Source organism: Methylobacter sp. BBA5.1, from assembly GCF_000746145.1.
Taxonomy (GTDB): domain Bacteria; phylum Pseudomonadota; class Gammaproteobacteria; order Methylococcales; family Methylomonadaceae; genus Methylobacter; species Methylobacter marinus.
Genome location: NZ_JQKS01000024.1, coordinates 1 through 24642 on the forward strand (window position 1 = coordinate 1; position 24642 = coordinate 24642).

The window sequence follows — 24642 nt, forward strand, 5'->3', positions numbered from 1 at the left end:
TATAAGGCCTTTGAACCACAAGAGGCGCGGCGAATTTTGGATAAACTGGAAATCCATTACACGCCCAAGCACGGCAGTTGGCTTAATATGGCGGAAATCGAGTTGAGCATCTTATCAAGACAATGTTTGGATCGGCGCATTCCGAATCAAGAGGTCTTGAAAAACGAAGTCGCTGCCTGGCAAGACAAACGAAATTCGATTTCAAAACCCATGGAATGGCAATTTACCAATCAAGATGCTCGGGTAAAATTGAAAAAACTTTATCCGACAATACAACAATGACTGAGTACTAGTACTTAGTCAGCCTTGTTCTGACGGGTAAAATTTGCAGAGTGCGAATACCCATAGGGCACAGGTGGATTCACACCTTGTATGTTGAATTTTAACAACCGATAGCCCAAAAAACCGATTAAGCTGTCATCGTTCATTGGGAGGCCGTTCGCCCTTACGGGATTGCCGAAACAACCGCAAGGTCCATTTCCAATTTCGGGATGAACCGTAGGGGCGGACCTGCGTGTCCGCCCTGTGTCCGGTGCACGACAGGTTACCGGGAAACCATTGGCCGAGGGGGAACCGTTGAGCAAGGGCGAACACATAGGTTCGCCCCTACAGTTTAGCCGTCATAATTAAATTGACTAAGTACTAGTCTTTCCTGGAAAACAGGCCGTTCCGGCGGTTAGGCCTTTCCAAGGTCTGCGTTAATCTGATAACGGATATTGCGCAGAAAATACTATAAATATAATCCCCGTCGCTACTACACCGCAAACGGGATAAAAAACGGCCCGTGCGTGAAATCACCCAATAACTTGATCAAGAGATGTAGGGTCGAATTCATTCGACGCGAAAGCTATCTGATAACTTAATCAGGAGATTTAAGTTCATGAATGCAGCAAACAAACGTATTCTCATCATCGGCGGCGTAGCCGGCGGCGCCACCTGTGCGGCGCGTGCGCGCAGGCTTTGCGAAACCTGCGAGATCGTCGTGTTCGAACGGGGGCCGCATGTATCCTTTGCCAACTGCGGCCTGCCTTATTTCGTGGGCGATGTCATCGAGTCGGAAGCCAAACTGTTGGTGGCCAGCCCAGAACTGTTCCAGCACCGCTTTAACATCGAGGTCCATACGGAAACGGAGGTCACGCGCATCGACCGGCAGGCCCGAGTGATCGAAGTGCGCGATCTCAAGACCGGCGCCACGCGGGAAGAATCGTATGACGCGCTGGTCCTGGCAACCGGCGCCCAGCCGATTCGTCCGCCCCTGCCTGGCATCGATCTGCCCGGCATTTATGGATTGCGCAACATCCCCGATAGCCGAAAGATCAAGGCCGCCGTCGCGCATGCCTCGCGCGCGCTGATCGTGGGCGGCGGCTTTATCGGGCTGGAAATGGCTGAAAACCTGGTCGGGCTGGGGCTTGACGTGACCCTGCTGGAACTGGCCGATCAGGTCATGCCGCCGCTGGACCCGGAAATAGCCGGCTACGCCGCCGAACGCCTGACAGCCAACGGCGTCAAGCTGAGGTTGGGTGAAGCGGTCGATGCCTTCGAACAACTCCCCGAGGGCGGCCTGAGTGTGCACACGTCAAAGGGCGCGACACTGGTCACCGATCTGGTCATCCTGGGCATCGGCGTGCGCCCCGATGCCGCGCTGGCCCGTGATGCCGGACTGGAGCTGGGCGAACTCGGCGGCATTCGCGTCGATCCTTACCAGCGCACCAGCGATGATGCCATCTGGGCGGTAGGCGACGTGGTGGAAGTGAAAAACAGGATCTCCGGGCAGTGGCAGCTCGTGCCGCTGGCCGGCCCGGCTAACCGGCAGGGGCGCGTGGCGGCCACCGCCATTCTCCATCATTTCGCATGCCAGGAGATTGGAACGCAGCCGCCTCTGGATTTCGAGGGCGTGCTCGGCACGGCCGTGTGCGGCGTTTTCGGACTTACCGTCGCCTGTACCGGCGTTAACGAAAAGCAGCTCAAGCGCTCCGGCATGGATTTCGAGAAAGTCTATCTGCATCCCGGCCACCACGCGAGTTATTTTCCGGGCGCACGGCCGATCCACATCAAATTGCTGTTCGCCAAAGCCGACGGCCGGATTTTGGGCGCACAGGCCGTCGGCGAGCTTGACGTGACGCGAGTCATCGATGTCATCGCTACGGCCATGATGCAAGGGGCGTCGGTGTATGACCTGGAAGATCTGGAACTTTGCTACGCCCCCCAGTTCGGCGCCGCCAAGGATCCGGTCAACATGGCCGGCATGGTGGCCGCCAACCATCTGCGCGGCGATCTGCAGCTGGCGGATTGGGAGGCGCTAGATTCCACAGCGGCCCTGCTGGTGGATGTGCGCAGCGAGGCCGAGTACGCCGGCGGTCATATTCCGGACGCACAGAACATTCCCCTGGAATCCCTGCGCGACCGTCTGCACGAATTGCCCCGGATGCGGGAAATCTGGCTGATCTGCGGTGTCGGTCAGCGGGCCTATTACGCGTATCGTCTCCTGGAGCAGAACGGTCTGCAGGTCAAAGTGCTTTCCGGCGGCATGCAGACGCATCAGGCCCGGACGCGGACCGTCGATCAATTGTAAAGAGAGGTTGCCTGGCAAACGGTAGATGGATCTGATCGCCTATCCGGCAGAACAGGGCGATGATACAATCATCGGCGGTCATAGGTGGGGCGTGATAAACACGTTTTTAGTCAGGCACCGATCACTTTAGCCGCTCCATGGCCTTCCAACTCCATTAATAAACAAAAGGCACGAAAGATGGCGATACGCTTAACAGATATCGATGAAAGCAAACTGGAACAGCTGCAGGGTAAAGTGATCGGCGATGTGGCCGGGTCACTGGGCCTGCTGATAGCTTATATCGGCGACAAGCTGGACCTGTACAGCGCTTTGGCCGAGATCAGCCCCGCAACCAGCCAGGAGCTGTCCGACAGCACCGGCATGGATGAACGCTATCTCAGGGAATGGCTTTCCGCCAATGCGGCAGCCGGGTATGTGAATTACGATGCCGCTGCCGGCAGATTTTCCTTGTCGCCAGAGCAGGCCGTCATTTTTGCCGCCGAGGGTCATCCGGCCTGCATGCAAGGCTTCTTTCAGGCGGTCATGTCGGCATATGTTGACGAACCCAAACTGACTGAGGTTTTCCGCTCCGGCAAAGGCTTGCCCTGGAGCGATCATAGTCCCTGCCTGTTCTGCGGTACCGAGCGCTTCTTCCGGCCCATGTATGCGATGAATCTGATCGATTCATGGCTGCCGGCGCTCGATGGCGTCCGGGAAAAGCTGGAAGCCGGCGCCCGAGTCGCCGACATCGGCTGCGGGCACGGTTCCTCGACCATCCTCATGGCGCAGGCGTTCCCTAATTCGACTTTTCATGGCTTCGACTATCACGAACCGTCAATCGAACACGCACGGGAACGGGCCCGAGCCGCGGGCGTCGCAGGCAACACGATTTTCGAAGTCGTGACGGCGAAAGAATATCCCGGGAAAAATTACGATCTTGTCACGATGTTCGATGCGCTGCACGACATGGGCGACCCCGTCGGCGCGGCCAAACATATCGCAAGCACCTTGTCCGAGAGCGGATCGTTTATGCTGGTCGAGCCGTTTGCCGGCGACAGTCTGGAAGAAAACCTCCATCCTCTGGGGCAGATTTATTATTCGTTTTCGACAATGGTATGCGTGCCCGCCTCCAAGTCTCAGGAGGTCGGCCTCGGATTGGGCGCCCAGGCCGGTCAAAAAAGACTCACCGAAGTGCTCAATGCCGGCGGCTTCAGCCAGGTGAGGCGCGCTGCGACGACACCAACCAATCTGGTGCTTGAAGCAAAAGTCTAGAAGCCCGTATGCGGCTCAGGTTTGCCTGCATCGATGCCGGCAAACCTGAGCATTTGAATCAATACTCCCAGGCGCCTGCAACCGTGATCAGTGAACCGGTCATGGATTCCGGGCTGTTCCACACCAGCCAGGCAGCGGTCTTGCCGATTTCGTCAGGATGTACGGGGCGGCCGTATGGGATTTGGCTCGCCATCTGTTGGCGTTCCTCCGCGCTGATATGACCTTCTTCGACCAGTCCGGGACAGATCGCGTTAACGCGGACTTTGTGCGGAGCCAGCGCGACGGCCAGGCTTTTGGTCAATGCGGCGACACCGGTTTTGGCGGCGCAGTAACCGGCCGACATGGGCCAGCCCTTGATGTTTTCCACGCCGGAAAAAGCGAAGTTGATGATCTGCCCTTGATTGCGACGCAGTTCATCCATCGCATAATGGCAGGCATAAAAGCAGGTGTGCAGATTCAGATTGATATCATCGAACCATTCCTGCGGCGTGACGTCCAGCACGTTTTTATAGACAAAAGGGCCGACGACATTGATCAGAACGTCAATCGCCCCGAATTCCGATAGGGTTTGGGCAATCAGCGACTCGGCCTGTTCGGACTTTGTCAGATCGCATTGAAACAGGCGGCTTCGAACATTTTTTGCATCCAGCCAGGCTTGAAGTTCACTAGCTTTGGAATGGTTGGAATAATACTGCAGCGCCAATTGCAATGGCTGTTCAGACAGGGCTTTGGCAACGGCTATGCCGATATCCGAATTGCTGCCTGTTATTAAAATGGTTTTCATAAAAACTTGCCGTGTGAACAGGGGAAGGGACATTTTAACGTCAATAAGGGATTTTTGCGGAACGGGATGATTCCGTCAGGACTCCGAGCTATTCCTGGATATTGCATAAAACCACAGAGGACACAGAGGACACAGAGGACACAGAGACAATCTAAGGTATTGTCATGTTCCTCCCGTCGCTCCATACATTTCCTCCGTGGTGAAATATTCAGTTCAAAGACAGCACATTAAAGAGGCCGCCCCATGTCGAATCAATTAGCCGCCGATCTGGTCGTATTGCTGCACTTCGCCTTCATTGTATTTGTCGTATTCGGCGGCCTGTTCGTTTTCAGATGGCCATGGGTCGCCTGGCTGCACCTGCCGGCCGCCGCATGGGGCGCGTTCATCGAACTCAGCGGCGGCATCTGTCCGCTGACGCCGCTCGAAAACAGGCTTCGGTCCGCCGCCGATGGTGATACGTATGCCGGCGACTTCATCGACCATTACATCATGCCGGTGATTTATCCCAGCGGTCTGACGCACCAGATACAAATCGCGTTCGGCATCGCCGTTCTGATACTTAACGGCATCATTTATGGGCTATGGCTTGCCCGCAGAAGGCGTTGTCCGCCTTGTAAACATTGATTTGCAATTGCTAGACTACAGCCTTCTTTACCAGATGAGGGTTTCAATGGAGTGGCACGCATTTCAAAACCGCTGCTGCAGCCTGGATCTGGAAACCGACAGAAACGGCGCCATCTTCGCCGTCGGCGCCGTTTTCAGGGACAAGGTTTTTCATCGCAAAGCGCCGTTCGACAGCCGCCGGGCGCTGGCTGAACTGGATGAATTCGCCGGCGACGCCGAGTATCTGCTAGGCCACAACCTGCTCGATCACGACCTGCCGGTGTGCCGGTTCGTCCATTCCGGCTTGAGGTTTTTAAACAAACCTGTCGTCGATACCTTGTTCCTGTCGCCGCTCGCGTTCCCCGAAAATCCCTATCACCGGTTGGTCAAGAACTACAAGCTGGTGCGTGACAGTCTGAACGATCCGCTCGCCGATGCGCGGCTGGCGCTTTCGCTGTTTCAGGACCAGTGGCAGGCATTGCAGGAACAGCATGGCGGCCTGCTGGCCTTTTATCATTACGCTTTTGCCGGCGATGCGCAGTTTTCCGGCTTGCAACAGGCTTTGGCGGCGATGGGCGCCGAGCGCATCGGCGCGCCCCGAGCTTTCGATGTGTTCAATGAGCTGACCCGGGGCAAAGTCTGCCGGACCGCGTTCAATAAGGTCATCCTGTCGTACCTACCCGACCCGAAGCTGCGCCCCGCGCTGGCGTATTGCCTGGCCTGGCTGCGGGTTGCCGGCGGCAATTCGGTGCTGCCGCCGTGGGTCCGGCAACGGTTTCACGATGTGGCGCCGGCGCTGGGCCAGCTGAGAGACATTCCCTGCAACAAGCCGGACTGCGAGCATTGCCGGCAAATCCATGATCCGGTCGCCCAGCTGCAACGCTTTTTCGGCTTTTCCGCGTTCCGGCGTGAACCGGCTGCGACGGACGGCGGCAGCCTGCAGCAGGCGATCGTGCAGTCGGCCATGGCCGACAATCCAGTCTTTGCCGTGCTGCCGACCGGCGGCGGCAAATCGCTGTGTTATCAGCTGCCGGCGCTGGTGCGTTACCAGCGCCGCGGCGTACTGACCATCGTTATCTCGCCGCTGCAGGCCTTGATGAAAGACCAGGTCGACAACCTGCGCAGCAAAACCGGCGCGCCCAATGCGGCCGCGCTGTACGGCATGCTGACGGCGCCGGAGCGCGGCGAGGTGCTGAAAGCGATACAGATGGGCGATATCGCCGTGCTTTACGTATCGCCGGAGCAATTGCGCAATACGACTTTCCAGCAGGCAATCAGCCACCGCGAAATCGGCTGCTGGGTGTTCGACGAAGCGCATTGCCTGTCCAAATGGGGCCATGATTTCCGGCCTGATTACCTGTACGCCGCGCGCTTCATCAAGGAGTTCTCGCAAAAACAGAAGACGCCGCTGCCGCCGGTGCAATGCTTTACCGCGACCGCCAAGCAGGATGTCAAGGACGAGATCATCAATTATTTCCGCGCCAATCTGGGGCAGGAGCTAATCGTTTTCGAGGGCGGCGTCGAGCGAAACAACCTGCATTTTGAAGTGCAGACGGTCAATCAGGCCGACAAATACCCGCGCATCAACCAGTTGTTATCGGAACGGCTGTCCGACGATCAGGGCGCCGCCATCATTTACTGCGCCAAACGCAAAAATACCGAGGCGGTTGCCGACTATCTGGTGCAGCAGGGCTGGCAGGCCGAGGCCTTTCATGCCGGCAAGGACGCGGCCGAGAAAAAGCATATCCAGGAAAACTTCATCAGCGGCACGACGCGCGTGATCACGGCCACCAACGCCTTCGGCATGGGCATCGACAAGGAGAATGTACGCCTGGTCATTCATGCCGATATTCCGGGATCGCTGGAAAATTACCTGCAGGAAGCCGGGCGGGCAGGGCGCGATCAGCAGGACGCCGAATGCATTTTGCTGTTCGACGAGCAGGATATCGATACGCAGTTCAAGATGTCGGCCATGTCCCAACTGAGCCAGAAAGACATCGCCCGGATTTTGGGCGGTTTGAGAAAAACCAGGAAGGATAAGCAGGGCAACGTGGTGATCACGACCGGCGAATTGCTGCGCGACGACAATGTCGACCTTTCCTTCGACAGCGACGATCACAATGCCGACACCAAGGTGCTGACCGCCGTTTCCTGGCTGGAGCGGGCCGGCTTCATCGAACGCAACGAGAACCGCACGCAGGTTTTCCAGGGCAGGCCGCAGGTCAAAAACCTGGCTGAAGCGGAGCAGAAAATTGCCGCGCTCGGCCTGTCGAAACGCCAGCGGCAACGCTGGCTGGCCATCCTGGAAGCGCTGATGAATGCCGAAAGCGACGAAGGCTTCAGCGCCGACAGCCTGGCCGAGTTGGGCGAATTCGCCGAGGATGCCGCCGACCGCGAGCAGGGCCGGCGCAACGAGACGGCCGGCCAGCGCGTCATCCGCACCCTGCATGATATGGCAGAAGCGGGACTGATCAGGAAAAGCCTGCTGCTGACGGCTTATGTCCGCTACAAGGTCGCCAATGCCTCGACAGCGATGCTGGACAAGATTTGCAGCCTGGAGCGGGCCATGCTGGCGTTGCTGCAGGAAGAAGCGCCCGATGCCGGAACCGACGACTGGCAGGTGCTGTCGCTGCGCCATGTCAACCAGCGCCTGCTCGACGCCGGTCATGAGGCGAGCAATCCCGAAGTGCTGCGCAGCCTGCTGAGCAGTTTGTCCCGGGACGGCCTGGGGCTGGCCGGCAACAAGGGCAGCCTGATTTTCCGCTATCGCGGCATCGATCAATACGCCGTCAAGCTGAACCGGGGCTGGCCGGCGCTGATCGCCACGGCCGAGAAACGGCAGGCCATCGCCAAGGTCGTTCTGGACAGCATCATCGCGCGCATTCCCGCCGGCACGCCGGGATCGGCCGATTTGCTGGTCGAATTCGCCGCCGAGGACCTGCTGGCCGGCCTGCAGGCCGATATGGTGGCTATGTCCCAGGTCCGCGATCCGCTGGCGGCCGTCGAGCGGGCCCTGAATTTCCTGCATGAGCAGCGCGTCATCACGCTGCAGAAGGGGCTGGCGGTATTCCGGCAGGCGATGACCATTCAGGTGCTGCCGGAAGCCAAGGGCCGCCGCTATAGCAAGGGCGATTACGAACCGTTGTCGCAGCATTACAGCGAGCGCGTGTTCCAGGTGCATGTCATCAACGAATACGCGCGTCAGGCGCTGGACAAAATCGGCCAGGCGCTGGCCTTCGTCGTGGCCTATTTCTCCACGGACAAAAGCGAATTCGTGAAGCGCTATTTCGCCGACCGCAAGGACGTGCTGGAACGGGCCACCAGCCAGCAGTCCTTTCAGCGCATCGTCGGCGATCTGCAAAACCCGGACCAGATCGCCCTGGTGGCCGGCCATGAGGACGACAACACGCTGATTTTGGCGGGGCCGGGCTCGGGCAAGACGCGCGTCATCGTGCACCGCTGCGCTTACCTGCTGCGGGTCAAGCGCGTGCCGCCGGCCAGCATTCTGGTGCTGTGCTTCAACCGCAATGCCGTGACCGAACTGAGGCGGCGGCTGGCCGATCTGGTCGGCGACGATGCGCGCGGCGTGACCGTGCAGACCTATCACGGCCTGTGCCTGCGCCTGACCGGACACGCGATGAGCACGTCAAGCCATGATGCCGAGGCCGTGACTACACAGTTCGATGCGCTGCTGAAGGAGGCCGTCGATCTGCTGAGCGGCAACCGGCAACTGCTCGGCATCGAGGCCGATGAAACGCGCGAACGCCTGTTGAACGGTTACCGCTTCATTCTGGTGGACGAGTATCAGGACATCGACGAGGACCAGTACCGCCTGGTCTCGGCCATCGCCGGGCGCAGTCTTGACGACGACAGCAAACTGACCATCATGGCGGTCGGCGACGACGACCAGAATATCTACCAGTTCCGCGGCGCCAACGTCGGCTTCATCCGCCGGTTTCAGCAGGACTATCAGGCCAGGGAGCATTTCCTGGTCGAAAACTACCGCTCCAGCGCCCATATCATCGCCGCGTCCAATCAATTGATCGCACACAATCGCGACCGCATGAAAACGGACCGGCCGATTCGCATCAATCACGGGCGCAAAACGCTGGAGCCGGGCGGGCGCTGGCAAATGCTCGATACGCTGGCGCGGGGCAGGGTGCAGGTCATCACGGCCGATAATGAAACACATCAGGCGATGGCGGCGGTTGCGGATCTGTTGCGCCTGCGCCAGCTGGACGCGCGGCTGGACTGGTCGCATTGCGCGGTGCTGGCCAGTCAATGGGAATTGCTGAGTCCGGTCAGGGCGCTGCTGGAAGATCATGACATTCCGGTCAGCCTGATGCTGGATCGCAACAAACAGCCGCCGCCGTTCAGAGTCAGGGAAGCCGCGCGGCTGCTGGATGCGCTGAAACAGCGCACGATGGAACTGGACAAGGCTTCGCACTGGCTGGATTTTCTGCGGCAACAACCGGAAGCGGACAGCCGCAATCCATGGCAGGAACTGCTCCAGCAAATACTGGCGGATTGGCAATGCGAAACCGGCGACGGCGAAGTCCCGAACCGGCAGACGCTGGAGTTTCTCTATGAAACGCTGGCCGCCCAGCGCCAGGACAGGCGGCTGGGCAGGGGCGTGTTCCTGAGCACGATCCACTCGGCCAAAGGCATGGAATTCCCGCATGTGCTGATCCTGGACGGAGGCTGGACCCCGAACAGGCTTGAAGAACAACGGCGGCTTTTATACGTAGGCATGACGCGAGCGCGGGAAACCCTGTGCCTGATGCGGCGCGAAGACCAGCGCAACCCGTTTCTGCCCGCGCTGGACGGCGATTTTCTGCTGCGGCGCAACGCGGAAGCGGTGGATCAATCGATGCCGCACACCACCCTGCGGCGCTATGCGATTCTGGGTATGCAGGACATCGATATCGGCTATGCGGGCGGTTTCATGCCGGGTCATCCGATTCATGAGCGCTTGTCCGCGCTTCGTTTCGGCAGCCGGCTAGTCATTGAAACCAATGGCGAAAAAGTGTTTCTGAAAATTAACGGAATTATTGTGGCGGCGCTGTCGCGAAAAGCCGCTGCGCAGTGGCGGGACAGGCTGGATGCCATCGAGTCCGCTACGGTACTGGCCATGATCCGACGCTACCGGGATGACGGCGAGGAAAGCTACCGGTCCCGATGCAAGGTCGAGCAGTGGGAAGTGCCGATGGTGGAATTGATGTTGGCTGGCTGACTAACGCTTAAGCCAGGCAGCTATATTTTTAACAAGTTTATTATATCATAGACATATTGAGCTATTAATTGACCACATGTTGACGGGTTACTCCAATGACTGACAAAAACTACACCATCAAAACAGCATCACACGCTGAAGTGAGCATCATGATTGACTGGGCGGCGGAAGAGGGCTGGAATCCGGGGCTTCATGACGCCGATTGTTACCATACGGCCGATCCGGACGGATTCCTCATCGGATATCTCGGCAATGAACCCGTTGCCGCCATATCGGCGGTCAAATACGACAATTCATTCGGCTTCCTCGGTTTGTTCATTGTAAAGCCCGACTGTCGCGGCAAAGGTTATGGCCTGCAACTATGGAAAGAGGGGATAAACCGTCTGAAAGGGTGCAACATCGGGCTGGACGGAGTCGTGGCCCGGCAGGAAAACTATAAAAAATGGGGATTCAAAGTGGCTTATCGCAATATACGCTACCAGGGGATAGGGGGCGGCGGGCCTGACGAACATGACGGGATCATAAAGCTGTCAACGCTGCCGTTTGCACAGATTGAATCCTATGACCGCCCGTTTTTCCCGGCAAACCGGTCAGCATTTCTCAAGTCCTGGATAAACCAGCCGGATAGTGCGGCTCTGGGCATTTTGCAGGATGGGCGGCTGGCAGGTTACGGCGTCATGCGAAAATGCCGGGCAGGCTACAAGATCGGTCCTCTTTTTGCCGACTGTCCGGAATTGGCGCAATCGCTTTTCAGAGCGCTAAAATCCGAAGCCAGGCCGGATGAGCCGGTTTATCTGGATATTCCGGAAGTCAATCCGGCCGCCGTGTCACTGGCGGAGCATCATGGTATGAATGTGGTGTTCGAAACGGCCCGGATGTACAGCGGCGAACAGCCTGATCGGTCGCTGCATCGTGTGTTCGGTGTGACTTCATTCGAATTAGGGTAATAAATAATACCAGTGGGAGAGATTTCAGTCCTGATCGTCATCAAGGCTAAAAGCCCGCCCGCTGGCTGACAGCTTCTATCTCCATATCGACAAATCAGTTAATCGCCTTTTGGTCCCGCAAACCACCAAATGATCAAACCGACCACCGGCAGCATCAGGATCAAAACCACCCATAACACTTTCATTCCGGTTGAAGCACCGCTTTGAACGACTTTTATAATGGCCCAAATATCCAGGACGAGTATGATAAAACCAAGAAAACCACCAACTTCAATATCCATATTTCCTCCTCAACAGGTTAGTTTTTGATATGTAAGCTATCTTTCTCATCAGTTTCAGACTCTACGCATAAAAGCAAGCGGGTTCTGTTCGTTAGCGCACATTGCTCAGCTCGCCTCTCGTTTTTCAGCATTCTTTCAGCATTAATAAATAAAGGAAATTAAGGGATTAATTTCCAACCGTATTCGGTGTTGCTGAACCGGTTGACGATACCAGCAAGGCCACCGGAAAGGCGCCAAATAACTCACGAATATTCAATTCCAGATGATCATCGACCTTATTCGCCGATAACTTATCGTCGGTAAAAATGTTACGGTAATACCTGGGGGCGTCGGACGGCAATTCCAGCCGGGTGCAAGACCAAGTGAATCCATCGTCCAACAGATGCTTCATGAGTCTAGGCACAACAATCACGGCGAAATGGTCCGGATCACAACGCGCGAACGCTACCAGATTGTCCAGCCTTGGCCCGCTGATAGTCAGCTTCAGGTATTCGCCGTTTTCGAACAGGGCGGCCATATTTCTGCGCAGGCGCAGGGTTTGCGCGGTCAAAAACAGTTTGATCCGGCCATCTTCCGGCGTATTCATCAACGACTTCAGCAGTTGCCGCCGATCACTGGCGACAGCCTCGTCTATAGAGGTCAGTAACTGCCGGATTCTGTCGAAATCGACAGGTCGACGGTTGTCGGGGTCGACCAGCGAGAATTGCCAGGTTTCATTGCCCTGATAAATATCCGGCACGCCCGGCGAAGTCAGTTCCAGCAAGGTTTGAGCAAGCGCATTATGGAGGCCGGCTTTTCGAAGCTGTGTCTCAAAGGCGGCGAAATCGGAAAGAAACACGTGATTGGCTTTCCGGTCAAGACAATGGTTAATAAAGTCGCTGACCGCCTGCTCATACTCCTGGTCGGGATTAAACCATGAACTGTATTGTTTGGCCTCGCGCACAGCCTTGATCATATAAGCGCGGATTCGCTCGCGGTAAACCTCCAGCGTGGCCTCATCTAGCGCCGTCAGGGGCCAGGTGCCAAGCAGGATCTGATAAAACAGGTATTCGTCATTGCGGCTTATGACGGTTGAACCGGTTATCCTGAGATGGTTCAGCCGGTGCCAGTGAAATACTGCTTGCTGCCACTGTTCCGGAAGCTCAGTCAGGACATTGATTCGGGCCCGGACATCGGCACCGTGCTTACTGTCGTGCGTGGACAGGTTCAGCATGGCATGCGGCCACTTCTTGACGCGTTCCTGATTGAAAAAATGAAAGGCGTTGACGGAATAGCCGAATCGGCGCGGGTCGCCGCCAACCTCGTTTAACGTGATCAGCCGGTTGTATTGGTACAGCGCGGTATCTTCATGGCCTTTTGCCATGACCGGCGCCGTGTATTGCTGGAATTTTTTCACGAACCCGATCAGATCGCCTTCGGCGTCGGGCGAATGGGGCTGGATCAGCAACACCCGGTGTATGAAATCGAACACGCTTTTGTCGGCGGCATGGCTGCGGCGCCGGGCCTGGGCGATTGCCCATTCGATATATTGCACGTCTTCCTTTCGGACCTCGGGGCTATTGATGTAGGTGCGATAAACCGGAAAACAGGCGCTCACTTCGAGCAGCGCATCGCGCAGGGCATTGAGTGTATAGTCGCGGGTTTTTGAGTGGGACTCGGCGATCTGGCTCAAGCGATTGGCCAGCACATTCCATTCGGCGGCCATGGACGTGGTCATGACCTGTTTTTTGGCCTGGTAGACGAGTTCTTCAAAGTCACTCTCCTGGCCGCTGAACCGGTTGTAAATGACGGTAAAGGCGTCTTCCGCCTCGGCATCGACGAACACGCCGTTCACGATATTGGCAAACTCATAACCGGTCGTACCGTGTATCGGCCAGTCATTGGACAGGTATTCGTAATTGGCGACGATTTTCTCGGCGACGATATAAATAGGCGGCGTATTGCCGTCGGCATAGCTATGGGAAATAGCCGCGATGCGTTCGCACAGGCGTTGATTATAACCGACCGGATCGTACAGGCCGTCGGCATGATCGAGACGCAAGCCTTGTATTTTGTTCTGTTCAATCAACGACAGAATAAAGCGGTGCGAGGCTTCGAACACCTGTTCTTGTTCGACCCGCAGGCCGGCCAGTTCATTGATATCGAAAAAACGCCGGTAATTGATTTCATCGCCGGCCACCCGCCAGTAGGCCAGCCGATAAGCTTGATGCTCCAGCAATATATGCAGCTTGTCGGCGGAGTCATTGATTTTTGCTACGCAGCTGTCAATAAATTGTTTTATGGACGCATTGTCGCTGCAAAGACGTGCCAGCTGCCGTTTAAATACCTCCTTGTCGCGGTTACGGTCATCCCGTTGCGCCGGCGTTGCCATTGTTCGCTCGGGCAGTTTGCCGAAACTGCTATCCAGCGTTTGATATTCCAGCAGCAAGGGATCGCTGGCATCGAACCGGTCGAGCAATTGCGAATGCTGGGCATTCAGGATCAGCGGGTAAGTCTGGGGATCGATCGGAAAGCGGTGCTGATGATAATAGATGCTGAATTCTCCGGCGTCGGCATCGAAATTCAGCGTCAGTCCGCGCTGTTCCAGCATGTTGCCGTAATGATCGCCCAACACCGGAATCAGCAGCTTGTTTTGCAGCGGCTTCTTGACGGGATGCCAGTCAATATCAAAAAAATCGGCATAACTGGAAGCCGGACCGTTTTCAAGCACGTCCAGCCACCAACTGTTGTCGCTGCCCATGATGCCCATGTGGTTGGGCACGATATCGGCAATCAGGCCCATCCGGTGCCGGCGCAATTCCGCCACCAGGTTTTCATAATCGGCTTCCGAGCCGATTTCCGGATTCAGTGAGTCATGATCGACGATATCATAGCCGTGTGTGCTGCCCGGACGAGCCTTCAGATAGGGTGACGCATAGCAATGGCTGATGCCCAGGCTAGATAAATAAGGCACCAGTCCGGTGGCCTGAGCGAAAGTAAAGCGGCTATTGAATTGCAGTCGATAAGTGGCGTCGGGAATGGTCTTGATGTTTGCCTCATATGCCATGACCGATCAACTTTCAGTCAGCAGCCAAAGCACAGACCAGGGCGGAAGCATCGCGGGTTGCCGTAGGTCGGCGATCGCGTTATCGGTTGTAAAAATGACTTCGCCGGCGCTGGAACTGTCGATCGCTATCGGTTCGTCGTCCAAATTGGCGATCAGCTCAAGTTGCGAATGATCGGCTAACCGCCAGTTCGCCGCCAACGCCCGTTCACCTAACAACCGATAGCCGGATTGTCCGCCGGACAGGCCCGAAAGCCGGGGCTGAATGTACTGTTGGCGCAAGTTCAGCAGTTGCCGGTGGTAATTGAGCCACTGCCGATGGATCGGCTGGTCGCGTTCCTGCCAGTCCAACTTTGCCGATAAAAAGGTATTGATATGGTGGGGCAACGGTATGTTGCGCGAACCGTTAAACTCAGGAAAGCGGGAAAACTCCCGCAGCCGACCTTGCGCGACTTTTTCGCTCAGATCTTCAGAGAAATCGACGAAGTAAGGGAAGGGCGTGGAGGCGCCCCATTCCTGCCCCATGAACAGCAAGGGTACGGATGGAGCCAGCAGAATAATGGCCGTTGCCGCGCGCAGCGCTTCTTGGGAGCACAGGGTCGAAAGGCGTTCGGCAAAAGCGCGGTTGCCGATCTGGTCATGGTTCTGTAAAAAAGCCACAAAAGCCGTAGGCGGCAAGTCAGCGCTGGGTTCGCCGCGCGGCTTGCCGTCCCGATAGGCGGAGACTTCGCCCTGATAGGCAAAGCCTTCAGTCAGGCAGCGGCCCAGGCAGTTGATGGCATGCCTGGCGTAATCCTGATAATAACCGGCGGTTTCACCGGTCAGCAATAGATGCAGCACATGATGGATATCGTCATTCCACTGGGCGTTGTAGTGACTGTTATGGGACTTCGCCGGGTTCGGCCTTAGATAATAAGCGGCGTTATTGTCGTTTTCCAAAACCAGGTGAATGTGACGGTCATAACCATGCGCATGCCGCACTTCCTGGGCCAGATATTCAAAAAACGGCGGACGCGAGGCATCGGAATCATCGAAAATGGCATGCACGGAATCAAACCGCAGCCCGTCGACATGATACTCTTCCAGCCAGTACAGGGCATTATGGACAAAGAAGCTGCGCACCCAAGTGCTGCCGGCATCGTCAAAATTGATCGCGCTGCCCCAGGGCGTCTGGTGGCGATCGGTGAAAAATGCCGGCGCATACAGATTCAGGTAATTGCCTTCCGGGCCGAAATGGTTGTAAACCAGATCCAGAAAAACCATCAGGCCCTTGGCATGAGCCGTCTGTATGAATTCCTTCAGATCGTCCGGCGTGCCGTAAGCTCTGGCTGGGGCGAAAGGCAGTACGCCGTCATAACCCCAGTTGCGGTTGCCGGGAAAATCGGCGATCGGCATGAGCTGCAGGGCCGTGACGCCCAGATCGGCCAAGTGATCGAGCCGCTGCCGGGCAGCGGCAAAGGTGCCTTCGGGCGTGAACGTGCCGATATGCAGTTCGTACAGAACGACATCTTCCCAGGGGCGCCCACGCCAATCCTGGTCCTGCCACTCCCAATCGCCGGGATCGATAATCTGGCTGGCGCCATGCACGGTTTCCGGTTGATAGCGCGAGGCCGGATCAGGGACATAATCGGTGCCGTTAATACGATACTGATAGTAATAGGCACTGCTGCCGAAGCCGGTGATAATGCCGAACCAGCCGTCGTCTTCCGGCGTCATCAACAGATGCTCTTCAGGCTCCAGTCCTCGCAGGCTAAGCTCGACGGTATCGGCTCCCGGCGCCCACAGGCGAAAACGCACGCGGCCATCATCCATGAGCTGGGCGCCGAAAGGCATCAAATGGCGACGGGTGACAGCCATCAGCCCAGCTCGATGCGATTGGTCGCGCCGTTTTGTAGCGCGTACATCAACGTCAGATGTTCGCGCAACTGCCGGGTCAGCAGAAAATTTTCGCGCACAAAATTTTTCACCGTAACTCCCATTTCCTGAGTTTTTTTCGGTTGATTGAACAAATAGCGGATGCGCAGCGCCGCCCCTTCCGGCGTGTTAACCAGAAAACCGGTATGAAAATTGACGACCTGCAGGCGAATGCCGCCGGTATCGCCGCCTATGACCGGCTTGCCTTTCCACATGGCTTCGGTCACCGTCAGTCCGAAGCCTTCCTTGGTGGACTTCTGAATGACGATTTCGGTGATGCGCTGCAGGGCATTGATGGTCCGATGCGCATCGGGCGGCAAGACCAGGACTTTGATGTTCGGTTCATTCTCCGCCGCGGCGTACACATCGGAGAGCACCGCCTCGGCTTCGGGATCGTCGGTTGCGCCGCCGCCGGCCAGTATCAGCTGCAGTTTGGGAATAAAGCGCCGGGCGAGCTTATAGGCTTCGATGACGCCGACAGGATCCTTGAAATGATCAAAGCGCGAGATCTGGGCGATCAGCGGCAGGTCGGGATCAATGTCGAAGCGCGCGCGCACCGCATCCAGTTCGGCCAGGGGCAAATCGATGTTCTTGTCGCTCAGGGGATCAATGCTGGGGGAAATGATGTATTCGGGGTGCGGCAGCGCCTGGGCGAATTGCGGCAGCGAGAAGATGCTGGCATCGTAATCGCGCACGAACCGCTCAAGAAAGCGCCAGGTTCCGCGATGCGGGCGGCTGGCGTCGATATGGCAGCGCCAGATCCATTTACCCTTGCGATTGGCGCAGTATTTCAACAGCGCGGCCGGTTGCGGGTCATGGATGATGACAAAGTCGGCCTCCTCCAGCATAGGGCACAATTGCTGAGCGTTCTGTGCGTTCACGTCCTGATAATGGTCCAGCAAGGTGCCGGGAATGGTCAGCCGATTGCCCTGCAGGGCATTGTGCATGCTTTTCGTGCATTGGAAAAAGTCGCTATCGCCGGTAATGACTTCCCAATGGGCATTGAGGCCCAGGTCGCGGGTCAGCGGCACCAGTTTCTCCAGAATCTCGGCGACGCCGCCGCCCTGACGCGTGGAGTTCACATGCACGACCGTTTTACCCTGCAAGGGCTCGGCCAGTTGCCGCAAGTGACGAATGACATCGGCGCCGGCAATGGCGGCATAAGCATCCAACATATTGGTCATTCCGTCGCTCCCATGGAATAGTCAAAATAATCCTGAAAAACGTCAACCAATTGCTGGCGAAGTTCCGTCAAGGAACCGAAATAAGGATCAATATTCGACAAGAGTTCAATCAGGGTTTGATAGGTTTCGCCATAGCCGTTCAGCCAGGCATGAAAATCGTCGATCCTTTCCGGGCTGCGGCGTCGGGCATCGATAAAATGATAAAAAACACTGCTGACCGATAGCTTGGGCATGAGCTTGGCCATCTCGCGGGGATTGGCGATATCGGCGTGCGCGTTAAAAACGACAATCTGCGAACGGATGAATTCAAACGGCTGGCTGGCGATCACCCAGTGCAGATATTCGCTTTCCTCGAGGCGTACCTCGATATACTCCAGCAACTGCTGGCGTATTTCCGACATGTCGGCGTATTGGCTCGGATCGACGACCGCCAGTTGCTCCGCCAGTTTTGCATCGTGCAGGCTGTGATGGACCCAGGCGGCGAAATCATTGTTGTATTCCCGCTCCTCGAAGCGGGCCTGGAGCAGGTTGCCCCAGAAATGATAATACAGGCTATCCGGACTGAGCTGGATAATATGGTCGCGGAATTCTGTCAGCGTGCGCGCGCGTTTGCCGGTGGCAATGGCAATCAGCGTGCAATCTCTGAGCGTGAATCGGGGGGCTTCTTGCGTCATGGCCGCCTCGGTGGATGGTTCGGTTATTGCCATGGCCTCTCTAAATCGGCTGTCATTCGGTCCTTGGCGCACTTTAGTCGGCGGCCAGTCTGGAACCTTAAGAGATGCATGGATTTTTAGGCCAAAATAACCGATTGGTCGCGAGAAGAACATTCGCATTAATGCCTAGGTAAAGATACTGACTAAGCGCTGGGGTATAAACCGTTATAATTTTTGATATCAACAACAGTGACAAGGCAATGTATGACCACCGGAAAAGTACTGATGATTATCGGCGCCATCCTGATCGTTGCGGGTCTTGTCTTTAATTATGCCCCCTGGCTGATCAACTGGTTTGGCAAATTACCCGGCGATATTCATATCAGGGATGAAAAAAAAGTTGTGTTCATCCCGATCACCTCCATGGTTTTAATCAGCCTGGTTTTGACGCTGATCATCAATCTGGTTTTTCGCAGATAAAAAAGTATATCGATGACGTCCCGCTCTTTTGTACAACCTTGAGATCAAAAGGAGTAAGACACCTATGAACATGGCGGCAGATGCCGGAAGCCATAGGTCGCCGGTCCCCATACCGGCAGGGACTCCGCCAGCCTTCACAGCCGTCGTGACCGGAACCGTCGTACTGATCTCATTGGAATAAGCGCTTTCGACGGTTCGGTTTGAGTCATAGGCCTTCACCCTGAAATAATATTGCCTGCCTTCCTGTAATCCGGCTATTGTGAAAGCGGTTTTATTCCCCACATCAACGCTTGAGGCGTATTTAGCGCTGCCTTGACCGTAAGACACTATATAACCGCCGACATTGGCTGAGGTACTGGCGTCCCAGGCGAGATTCACGCTTCCCGCGAATAAATTACCGCTGAAAATAGACAGGCTGAGCCCGGCCGATCCAAACTGCCGGGTCAGTTTACGCAATACTGATGCTTTTACAGGATGCTTGTTCATAATCGTTTCTGTGTTCAGTGGTCCGCGAATTTCTCCGGTCAAGCCGCTTAATTATCCCGGTCGGATGCATTGACTGGCACAATAACCGACTGAATTCGATAATGAAATTCGCATCAACGCCTAGGTAAAGATACTGAATTCAACAGCGTTGCAAACACGGCCAATGTGGCGTTTTTGGCAATTTTCGGCAATCAATTTGTCGATGGCGCCATGGTTCTTATATAATTTCAAGACTAAAGGGTGGGGGTAAAACCCTTATAAACATAAGGTTGGGGACAAGAATGGAAATACCAGCAGAATTACTGCAAAAAAAGATTTTGATTGTCGATGATGCATCTTCAATGCGTAAACTGACCAAGGCGATTTTACGGGAAGGCGGTTTTACGCATGTTTTTGAAGCCGAGGACGGGCAGACGGCGCTGGCCTTACTCAAGAAGGTGAAAGTCAATTTGGTGATATGCGACTGGAACATGCCGGTCATGAGCGGCATGGAGTTGTTCCTGGCGGCAAAGGCGGACGCGGAGTTAAGCGCGATCCCTTTTATCATGCTGACTTCGTCGTCCGAAGGCACCAAGGTTAAGGAAGCCATTGTCGCGGGCATTACCGCCTACATGATAAAACCCTTCAAGCCAGTGGATCTGATCGCCAAGGTGGTCAGTAAACTGACTTGAACGATTGATTTGAAAAAGCGGGCAACTCTTGTGTCGGGTTGCCCGCTTTTTTGTTACTCGGAACCGGCTTGCCCGGTTGCCGGTTTATTGCTCGGCACGCGACGCTTACCGATGTTTTTCTTGTCGCGATGACGCATTTTGGTCTTTTTAACGGCCTCTTTTTTAGCTTCTTTCCTGTTCTTGCTGCCCGCGGCCTTGCCCGATGCTTTGAGCTTTTTAGGGCCTTTGTATTTGCCTTCCATTTCCTTGATCGTGCGGCGTTTAAATTTCTGCTTCAAAAAGCGCTCGATGCCGGCCATCAAGTTCCATTCCGTACTTTTCACCAGGGCAATCGCCAGCCCCCGTGCGTCGGCACGGCCCGTTCTGCCAATGCGGTGAATATAATCGATGCCGGTTCTCGGCATGTCGAAATTAATGACCAGATTGATGCCTTTTACATCGAGCCCGCGCGCGGCGACATCGGTGGCAATCAGAATATTAATCTCGCCCTGGCCATATAAAGCCATGACCCGGTTGCGTTCTTTCTGATCCATATCGCCATGCAGTACGCCGACACGGAGTTTCTGGCCGCGCAGCGGGCCGCGCAGGCTGTCGGCCTGGATTTTGGTGTTGGTGAATACCAGGGCCTTGTCATAGGTTTCGTTAAGCAGCAGCCAGGCCAGCAGTTTTTGTTTGTGCTCGTGGTCATCGGCCAGGACAATTTGCTGCTCGATATGGCTGTGTTCATCGTGCCGGCTGTTTAAGGCAATCACTTCAGGTTTTGTCAGTACCCGGTCGGACATTTTCTTGATGCCTTGATGGACCAGCGTCGCGGAAAGCAGCAGGGTTTGCCGTTGCGAATTGCAGTGCTCGACAATGGCCAGCACCTCCTCGCTAAAGCCCATGTCCAGCATGCGGTCGGCTTCATCCAGTATCAGTATTTCCAGCTCATCGAGATTCGAAACCTCCTGCTCCAACAGTTCGAGCAGCCGCCCCGGCGTGGCAATGACAATATCGGGATTGTTACGGATGGTTTTCTGCTGTTGCCTGAAGTCATCGCCGCCGGTAACCAGGCCGGCCTGCAGGTCGCTGAATTCGCACAATTGCCGGCATTGCTGAAAAATCTGCCGTGCCAATTCCCGGGTAGGGGCCAGCACCAGCGCCCGCGTTCCGGCATGGGTGGCGGGAATGGTCAGCAAATGGTGCAAGGCCGGCAGCAGGAACGCGGCCGTTTTGCCGCTGCCGGTTTCCGCGCTTACCAGCAGGTCCTGGTGCGCCAGAGCGGGGGGAATGGTCTGCAGTTGAACCGGCGTGGGCTGATCAAAGCCCAGTTTGTCCAGCGCCGCAAGCAAATGCTCGTTCAGGGATAAGCTTGAAAAGGATAAATCGGTATTATTTGTTGAATTAGGTTGCATGAATGGTCAGTCGCCGCCGAAAGGCAAAGATGGGAAGGAGCGGTTTTTTCCGCATTATAAACTTTTTGGGCCGGGGATTTATCAATAAATACAGATTCATTGCCTGCCGATATTTTTAACTGATAAGCTTGATCTGATAATTGATCTTGCGCAGGTGCGGTTTTTCATCTCATATCGATTCGAGCAATAATGACTAAAACGCAAGATCAAAAGCCACGGGAATAATCATGCTTGCCTTACCGCAAATCCATGTCAGTTAATACCAGGAGAATCCATGTCAGTTAATACCAGGAGAATCCATGATACCGATTAGAGATACCGCGCCTTGCAATATAAGACCTTGGGTCACCTGGGTGATCATGGCCATTTGCATTGTCGTTTTCATTGCCATGCAAGTGATGCCGCATGAGTTAAGTTATCGGCTGATTTATCTCTATGGCATGGTGCCTATTCGCTATTCGGACCCACATTGGGCGCTCAGTTTCGGTTTGCCGGATGACCACTTCTTGTCTTTTTTGACCAGTCTGTTTTTGCACGGGAACTGGTGGCATCTGGCCATCAACATGATTTTTATGTGGATTTTTGCCGACAATGTGGAAGACAGAATGGGGCATGGGCCGTTTCTGGTTTTTTATTTGCTGTGCGGGCTTTGCGCCACGTTTCTGCAATGGTATTTCGATCCCCGCCTTGCTATCCCGGTAGTCGGTGCCTCGGGCGCCATTGCCGGCGTGCTGGCGGCTTATTTCTTTCTCTATCCTCTCGCTCGCGTCATCGTCTGGATTCCGCTGTTCTTTTTGCCGATTGTCATCCATATCCCGGCCGTGGCTTTTTTGGGGCTGTGGGTCATCATCCAACTGCATGAAGCGACCACTTCGGTCATTTTTGAAGGCGTTACCGTCGACGTGGCCTGGTGGGCGCATTTAGGCGGCTTCATTACCGGTTCCATTCTGTATCGCTTGTTTGTTCGAAATGAGCCGATGGAAGAAAATTAAATTTTTTGATGGCTTTAAGGTATAATTGCCGGTCTCAAAAAGTGGGGCTTTTTGACAAAAATAACTAGGGTCAGGCGCATTCTGGCTAAGAAAGGCTTCTTAAAGATCTATCAGGAAATTAAAGTAATATGAAAAATATTAATGTTGCATTGGTAAGGTTGCTTCAATTCGTCGTTTTTGTACTGTTCACGTTCATGGTATTGGCCTATTTCGGCGCCATGGTTTTATTGCCACTGGATGCGATAGCATTACTGATCAAACTCATGTCCGCGATTGGTCTTAATGGCTTTATCGCGGCTTTTATCGCCGTTCCGATTGTCGGTTACTTGGGCATGAGAGTTTACAAAATACCGGGGCTTGGCAAAATGGTTGTCGATACAGGCGTTGATCTGGTCAATACCGGCAAATCAAGGGTTGAAGCGTTTAATGAAATTGCCGATTCAGTAAAAGGTTAATTTCCTTTCCCTGCCTTATGAAAGTCAGGCGCAAAAAAGGCGTGTCGAATCAGTTCGACACGCCTTTTTTTCATTAAGCATTTTTTAAATCCCATCCCGCTTATAAAAGCCAATCGATCGGCAACCAAGACAGAACAGTCACTATGGCACGTTGCCAGAAACGGGTACCGGGTTCTGTGTCGTGCCGCACCAGCTGGCCATCCCGATTCTCGAACCAATACAGATCGCCTTTTTCGGACAACCGGACCTCATAGGCATTCTCGGGAATACCGTTAGCGAACACGGCGTCGATTTGTTTTGCCAATGTCGGGCTGTCAATGATAAAGCCCAATTCGGTGTTCAGCCTTGCCGAGCGCGGATCGAAATTGAACGAGCCGATGAAAATGCTTGAATGATCCACCGAAAACGTTTTCGCGTGCAGACTGGACCCTGAACTGCCCAGTATGCCGGTTCTTCTGTCTCTCTCGGTCCCGGGAGACAAAAGCCGCGTTTCATAGAGCGTGATGCCGGCCTTGAGCAACGGTTTGCGCCATTTCGCATAACCGGCGTGTACGATAGGTACATCCGTGGCTTCCAGGGAATTGGTGAAGACCTTGATGTCCACGCCCCGGTTGGCAAGCGCCACAAAGGCATCGACCCCGGCGGCGGTCGGCACGAAGTAAGGCGAAACGAGTTCCACTTCAGCTTCAGGTTCGCCGATGATTTCATTAAGCTCATGGGTCAAATGCTCTTCCTTTGAGGCCTGGCCGAGGCCTTTGGCCGGGTTGTCGCTGACCATGCGGGTTACCCCCCATTCCTGCTCCAGGTGTCCTTGAACCAATTTATGAATCAACGCGGAATTGCGTATCGCCTCCATATAGGCCGCGGCGGCCGGATCATCCGCGACCGCCGATGCTGCCAATGCCACTTGTTCGATCAGGTCGGGCTTGGCGGGCGGCAGCACGCAGTCGACAGGATAGGAGGATTCGCTGGCCCAGTAACGGTCAAAGTCGTTTGATACCTCCTTGACGACCGCCCCCACGGCCATGACATCCAGATCGGCAAATAACACGCCTTCAGCCGCGCCAAAATACTCGTCCCCGACATTGCGGCCGCCGATGATCGTGACCTGGTTATCGGCGGTAAAGGATTTGTTATGCATGCGCCGGTTCGCGCGGGAGAAGTCGGTGATATAGTCAAGCAGACGCCACTTGCGGAACATAAACGGATTAAACAGGCGAACTTCGATGTTCGGATGAGAATTAAGCGCGGCTAGCGCCGTATCGAGTTCAGCGGCGGTATTGTTATCGTCAAGCAATAACCGCACGCGGACGCCCCGGTCGGCCGCGGCGTGCAGGGCTTCAAGCAGGAGAATTCCGGTCATGTCGCTGTGCCAGATGTAATACTGGATATCAAGAGTGCGCTCGGCGGCATTGGCCAATAGCGCGCGTACGGCAAACGCGTCATGGGGGTCAGGAAGGGGATAAATGCCGGATTTTCCGGGATGCGCCTCGGCCGAGGGAGAAATCGCCTTCCCAAGCCGGGTCCTCCTGGCTTCGCTGATGGAAAGCGCTACGGAAACGCTGCGTCCTTCGAGCGAGGGTAAGGGCCTGCATCCTGCGATCAGGCTTGTGCCCAGGCTAAATGCCAGTAGATATCGAGCGACGCCCTTGCATGTGCTGATGCCATTATTCATCCGGCAGTCTGTTATACATATTCA

General features: G+C 55.4%; 19 protein-coding genes. 10 read left to right on the forward strand and 9 right to left on the reverse strand.

Features of this window, described 5'->3' with window-relative positions; all coding sequences use genetic code 11:
* The 3 genes from EK22_RS15065 to EK22_RS15075 all read left to right on the forward strand — a co-directional run.
* The coding region (locus tag EK22_RS15065; RefSeq protein ID WP_036252337.1) for a transposase at positions 1–282 on the forward strand (282 nt) is incomplete at its 5' end.
* A gap of 598 nt (positions 283–880) precedes the next feature.
* Positions 881–2572: an FAD-dependent oxidoreductase gene (locus EK22_RS15070; RefSeq protein ID WP_036252339.1), complete on the forward strand. Its 1692-nt coding sequence runs from the start codon at positions 881–883 to the stop codon at positions 2570–2572.
* A gap of 177 nt (positions 2573–2749) precedes the next feature.
* Entirely contained in the window at positions 2750–3823 is a 1074-nt protein-coding gene (locus EK22_RS15075) for a class I SAM-dependent methyltransferase (protein ID WP_036252341.1), read from the forward strand.
* Between the two features lie 58 nt (positions 3824–3881).
* Here the strand turns inward: EK22_RS15075 and EK22_RS15080 are convergent, their stop codons facing one another.
* On the reverse strand, positions 3882–4607 hold the full coding sequence (locus tag EK22_RS15080) for an SDR family NAD(P)-dependent oxidoreductase (protein WP_036252444.1): 726 nt from the start codon (positions 4605–4607) through the stop codon (positions 3882–3884).
* A 243-nt stretch (positions 4608–4850) separates the two neighbouring features.
* Here EK22_RS15080 and EK22_RS15085 point away from each other — a divergent pair, with 243 nt between their 5' ends.
* The 3 genes from EK22_RS15085 (at position 4851) to EK22_RS15095 (ending at position 11390) form a co-directional block, all read left to right on the forward strand.
* Positions 4851–5231 carry a DUF2784 domain-containing protein gene (locus tag EK22_RS15085; protein ID WP_036252343.1) on the forward strand — a complete coding sequence of 127 codons (381 nt, stop codon included), beginning with the start codon at positions 4851–4853 and terminating at the stop codon, positions 5229–5231.
* Positions 5232–5277: 46 nt separating this feature from the next.
* Positions 5278–10443, forward strand: coding sequence for a RecQ family ATP-dependent DNA helicase (locus tag EK22_RS15090; RefSeq protein ID WP_036252345.1), 5166 nt, complete (start codon positions 5278–5280; stop codon positions 10441–10443).
* Positions 10444–10538: 95 nt separating this feature from the next.
* On the forward strand, positions 10539–11390 hold the full coding sequence (locus EK22_RS15095; RefSeq protein ID WP_036252347.1) for a GNAT family N-acetyltransferase: 852 nt from the start codon (positions 10539–10541) through the stop codon (positions 11388–11390).
* A 98-nt stretch (positions 11391–11488) separates the two neighbouring features.
* On the opposite strand, the gene EK22_RS15100 is transcribed toward EK22_RS15095, so the two are convergent.
* The 5 genes from EK22_RS15100 to EK22_RS15120 form a co-directional block, all read right to left on the reverse strand.
* The gene (locus EK22_RS15100; protein ID WP_020161104.1) at positions 11489–11671 is read right to left on the reverse strand and encodes a PLDc N-terminal domain-containing protein; all 183 of its coding nucleotides are present in this window, start codon (positions 11669–11671) and stop codon (positions 11489–11491) included.
* A gap of 166 nt (positions 11672–11837) precedes the next feature.
* On the reverse strand, positions 11838–14717 hold the full coding sequence (gene treY, locus EK22_RS15105) for a malto-oligosyltrehalose synthase (protein WP_036252349.1): 2880 nt from the start codon (positions 14715–14717) through the stop codon (positions 11838–11840).
* 6 nt (positions 14718–14723) lie between these two features.
* On the reverse strand, positions 14724–16571 hold the full coding sequence (gene treZ / locus EK22_RS15110) for a malto-oligosyltrehalose trehalohydrolase (protein WP_036252352.1): 1848 nt from the start codon (positions 16569–16571) through the stop codon (positions 14724–14726).
* Positions 16571–17812, reverse strand: coding sequence for a glycosyltransferase (locus EK22_RS15115; RefSeq protein ID WP_036252354.1), 1242 nt, complete (start codon positions 17810–17812; stop codon positions 16571–16573). The genes treZ and EK22_RS15115 overlap by 1 nt, the downstream gene beginning before the upstream one ends.
* Positions 17809–18519 (reverse strand): DUF5752 family protein, encoded by a 711-nt coding sequence (locus EK22_RS15120; protein WP_020161100.1) that lies wholly within the window; start codon positions 18517–18519, stop codon positions 17809–17811. Before EK22_RS15120 ends, EK22_RS15115 begins: the two co-directional genes overlap by 4 nt.
* A 210-nt stretch (positions 18520–18729) precedes the next feature.
* Here EK22_RS15120 and EK22_RS15125 point away from each other — a divergent pair, with 210 nt between their 5' ends.
* Positions 18730–18945, forward strand: a complete 216-nt coding sequence (locus tag EK22_RS15125) for a DUF2905 domain-containing protein (protein WP_020161099.1) — start codon at positions 18730–18732, stop codon at positions 18943–18945.
* Here EK22_RS15125 and EK22_RS23740 read toward each other — a convergent pair.
* A complete protein-coding gene (locus tag EK22_RS23740) occupies positions 18895–19431 on the reverse strand; it encodes a fibronectin type III domain-containing protein (RefSeq protein WP_020161098.1) in 537 nt (178 codons plus the stop codon). The genes EK22_RS15125 and EK22_RS23740 overlap by 51 nt on opposite strands.
* Before the next feature lie 281 nt (positions 19432–19712).
* Here EK22_RS23740 and EK22_RS15130 point away from each other — a divergent pair, with 281 nt between their 5' ends.
* Complete coding sequence (locus tag EK22_RS15130; protein ID WP_020161097.1) at positions 19713–20102, forward strand: response regulator; 390 nt, start codon at positions 19713–19715, stop codon at positions 20100–20102.
* Positions 20103–20155: 53 nt separating this feature from the next.
* On the opposite strand, the gene EK22_RS15135 is transcribed toward EK22_RS15130, so the two are convergent.
* The gene (locus tag EK22_RS15135) at positions 20156–21496 is read right to left on the reverse strand and encodes a DEAD/DEAH box helicase (protein WP_020161096.1); all 1341 of its coding nucleotides are present in this window, start codon (positions 21494–21496) and stop codon (positions 20156–20158) included.
* Between the two features lie 299 nt (positions 21497–21795).
* Between EK22_RS15135 and EK22_RS15140 the strand changes: the two genes are divergently transcribed.
* Positions 21796–22488 carry a rhomboid family intramembrane serine protease gene (locus EK22_RS15140; RefSeq protein ID WP_020161094.1) on the forward strand — a complete coding sequence of 231 codons (693 nt, stop codon included), beginning with the start codon at positions 21796–21798 and terminating at the stop codon, positions 22486–22488.
* Between the two features lie 128 nt (positions 22489–22616).
* A complete protein-coding gene (locus EK22_RS15145) occupies positions 22617–22943 on the forward strand; it encodes a hypothetical protein (RefSeq protein WP_020161093.1) in 327 nt (108 codons plus the stop codon).
* 100 nt (positions 22944–23043) lie between these two features.
* Here EK22_RS15145 and EK22_RS15150 read toward each other — a convergent pair whose 3' ends face one another.
* Positions 23044–24618 (reverse strand): phospholipase D family protein, encoded by a 1575-nt coding sequence (locus EK22_RS15150; RefSeq protein WP_036252357.1) that lies wholly within the window; start codon positions 24616–24618, stop codon positions 23044–23046.
* Between the last annotated feature and the right edge of the window lie 24 nt (positions 24619–24642).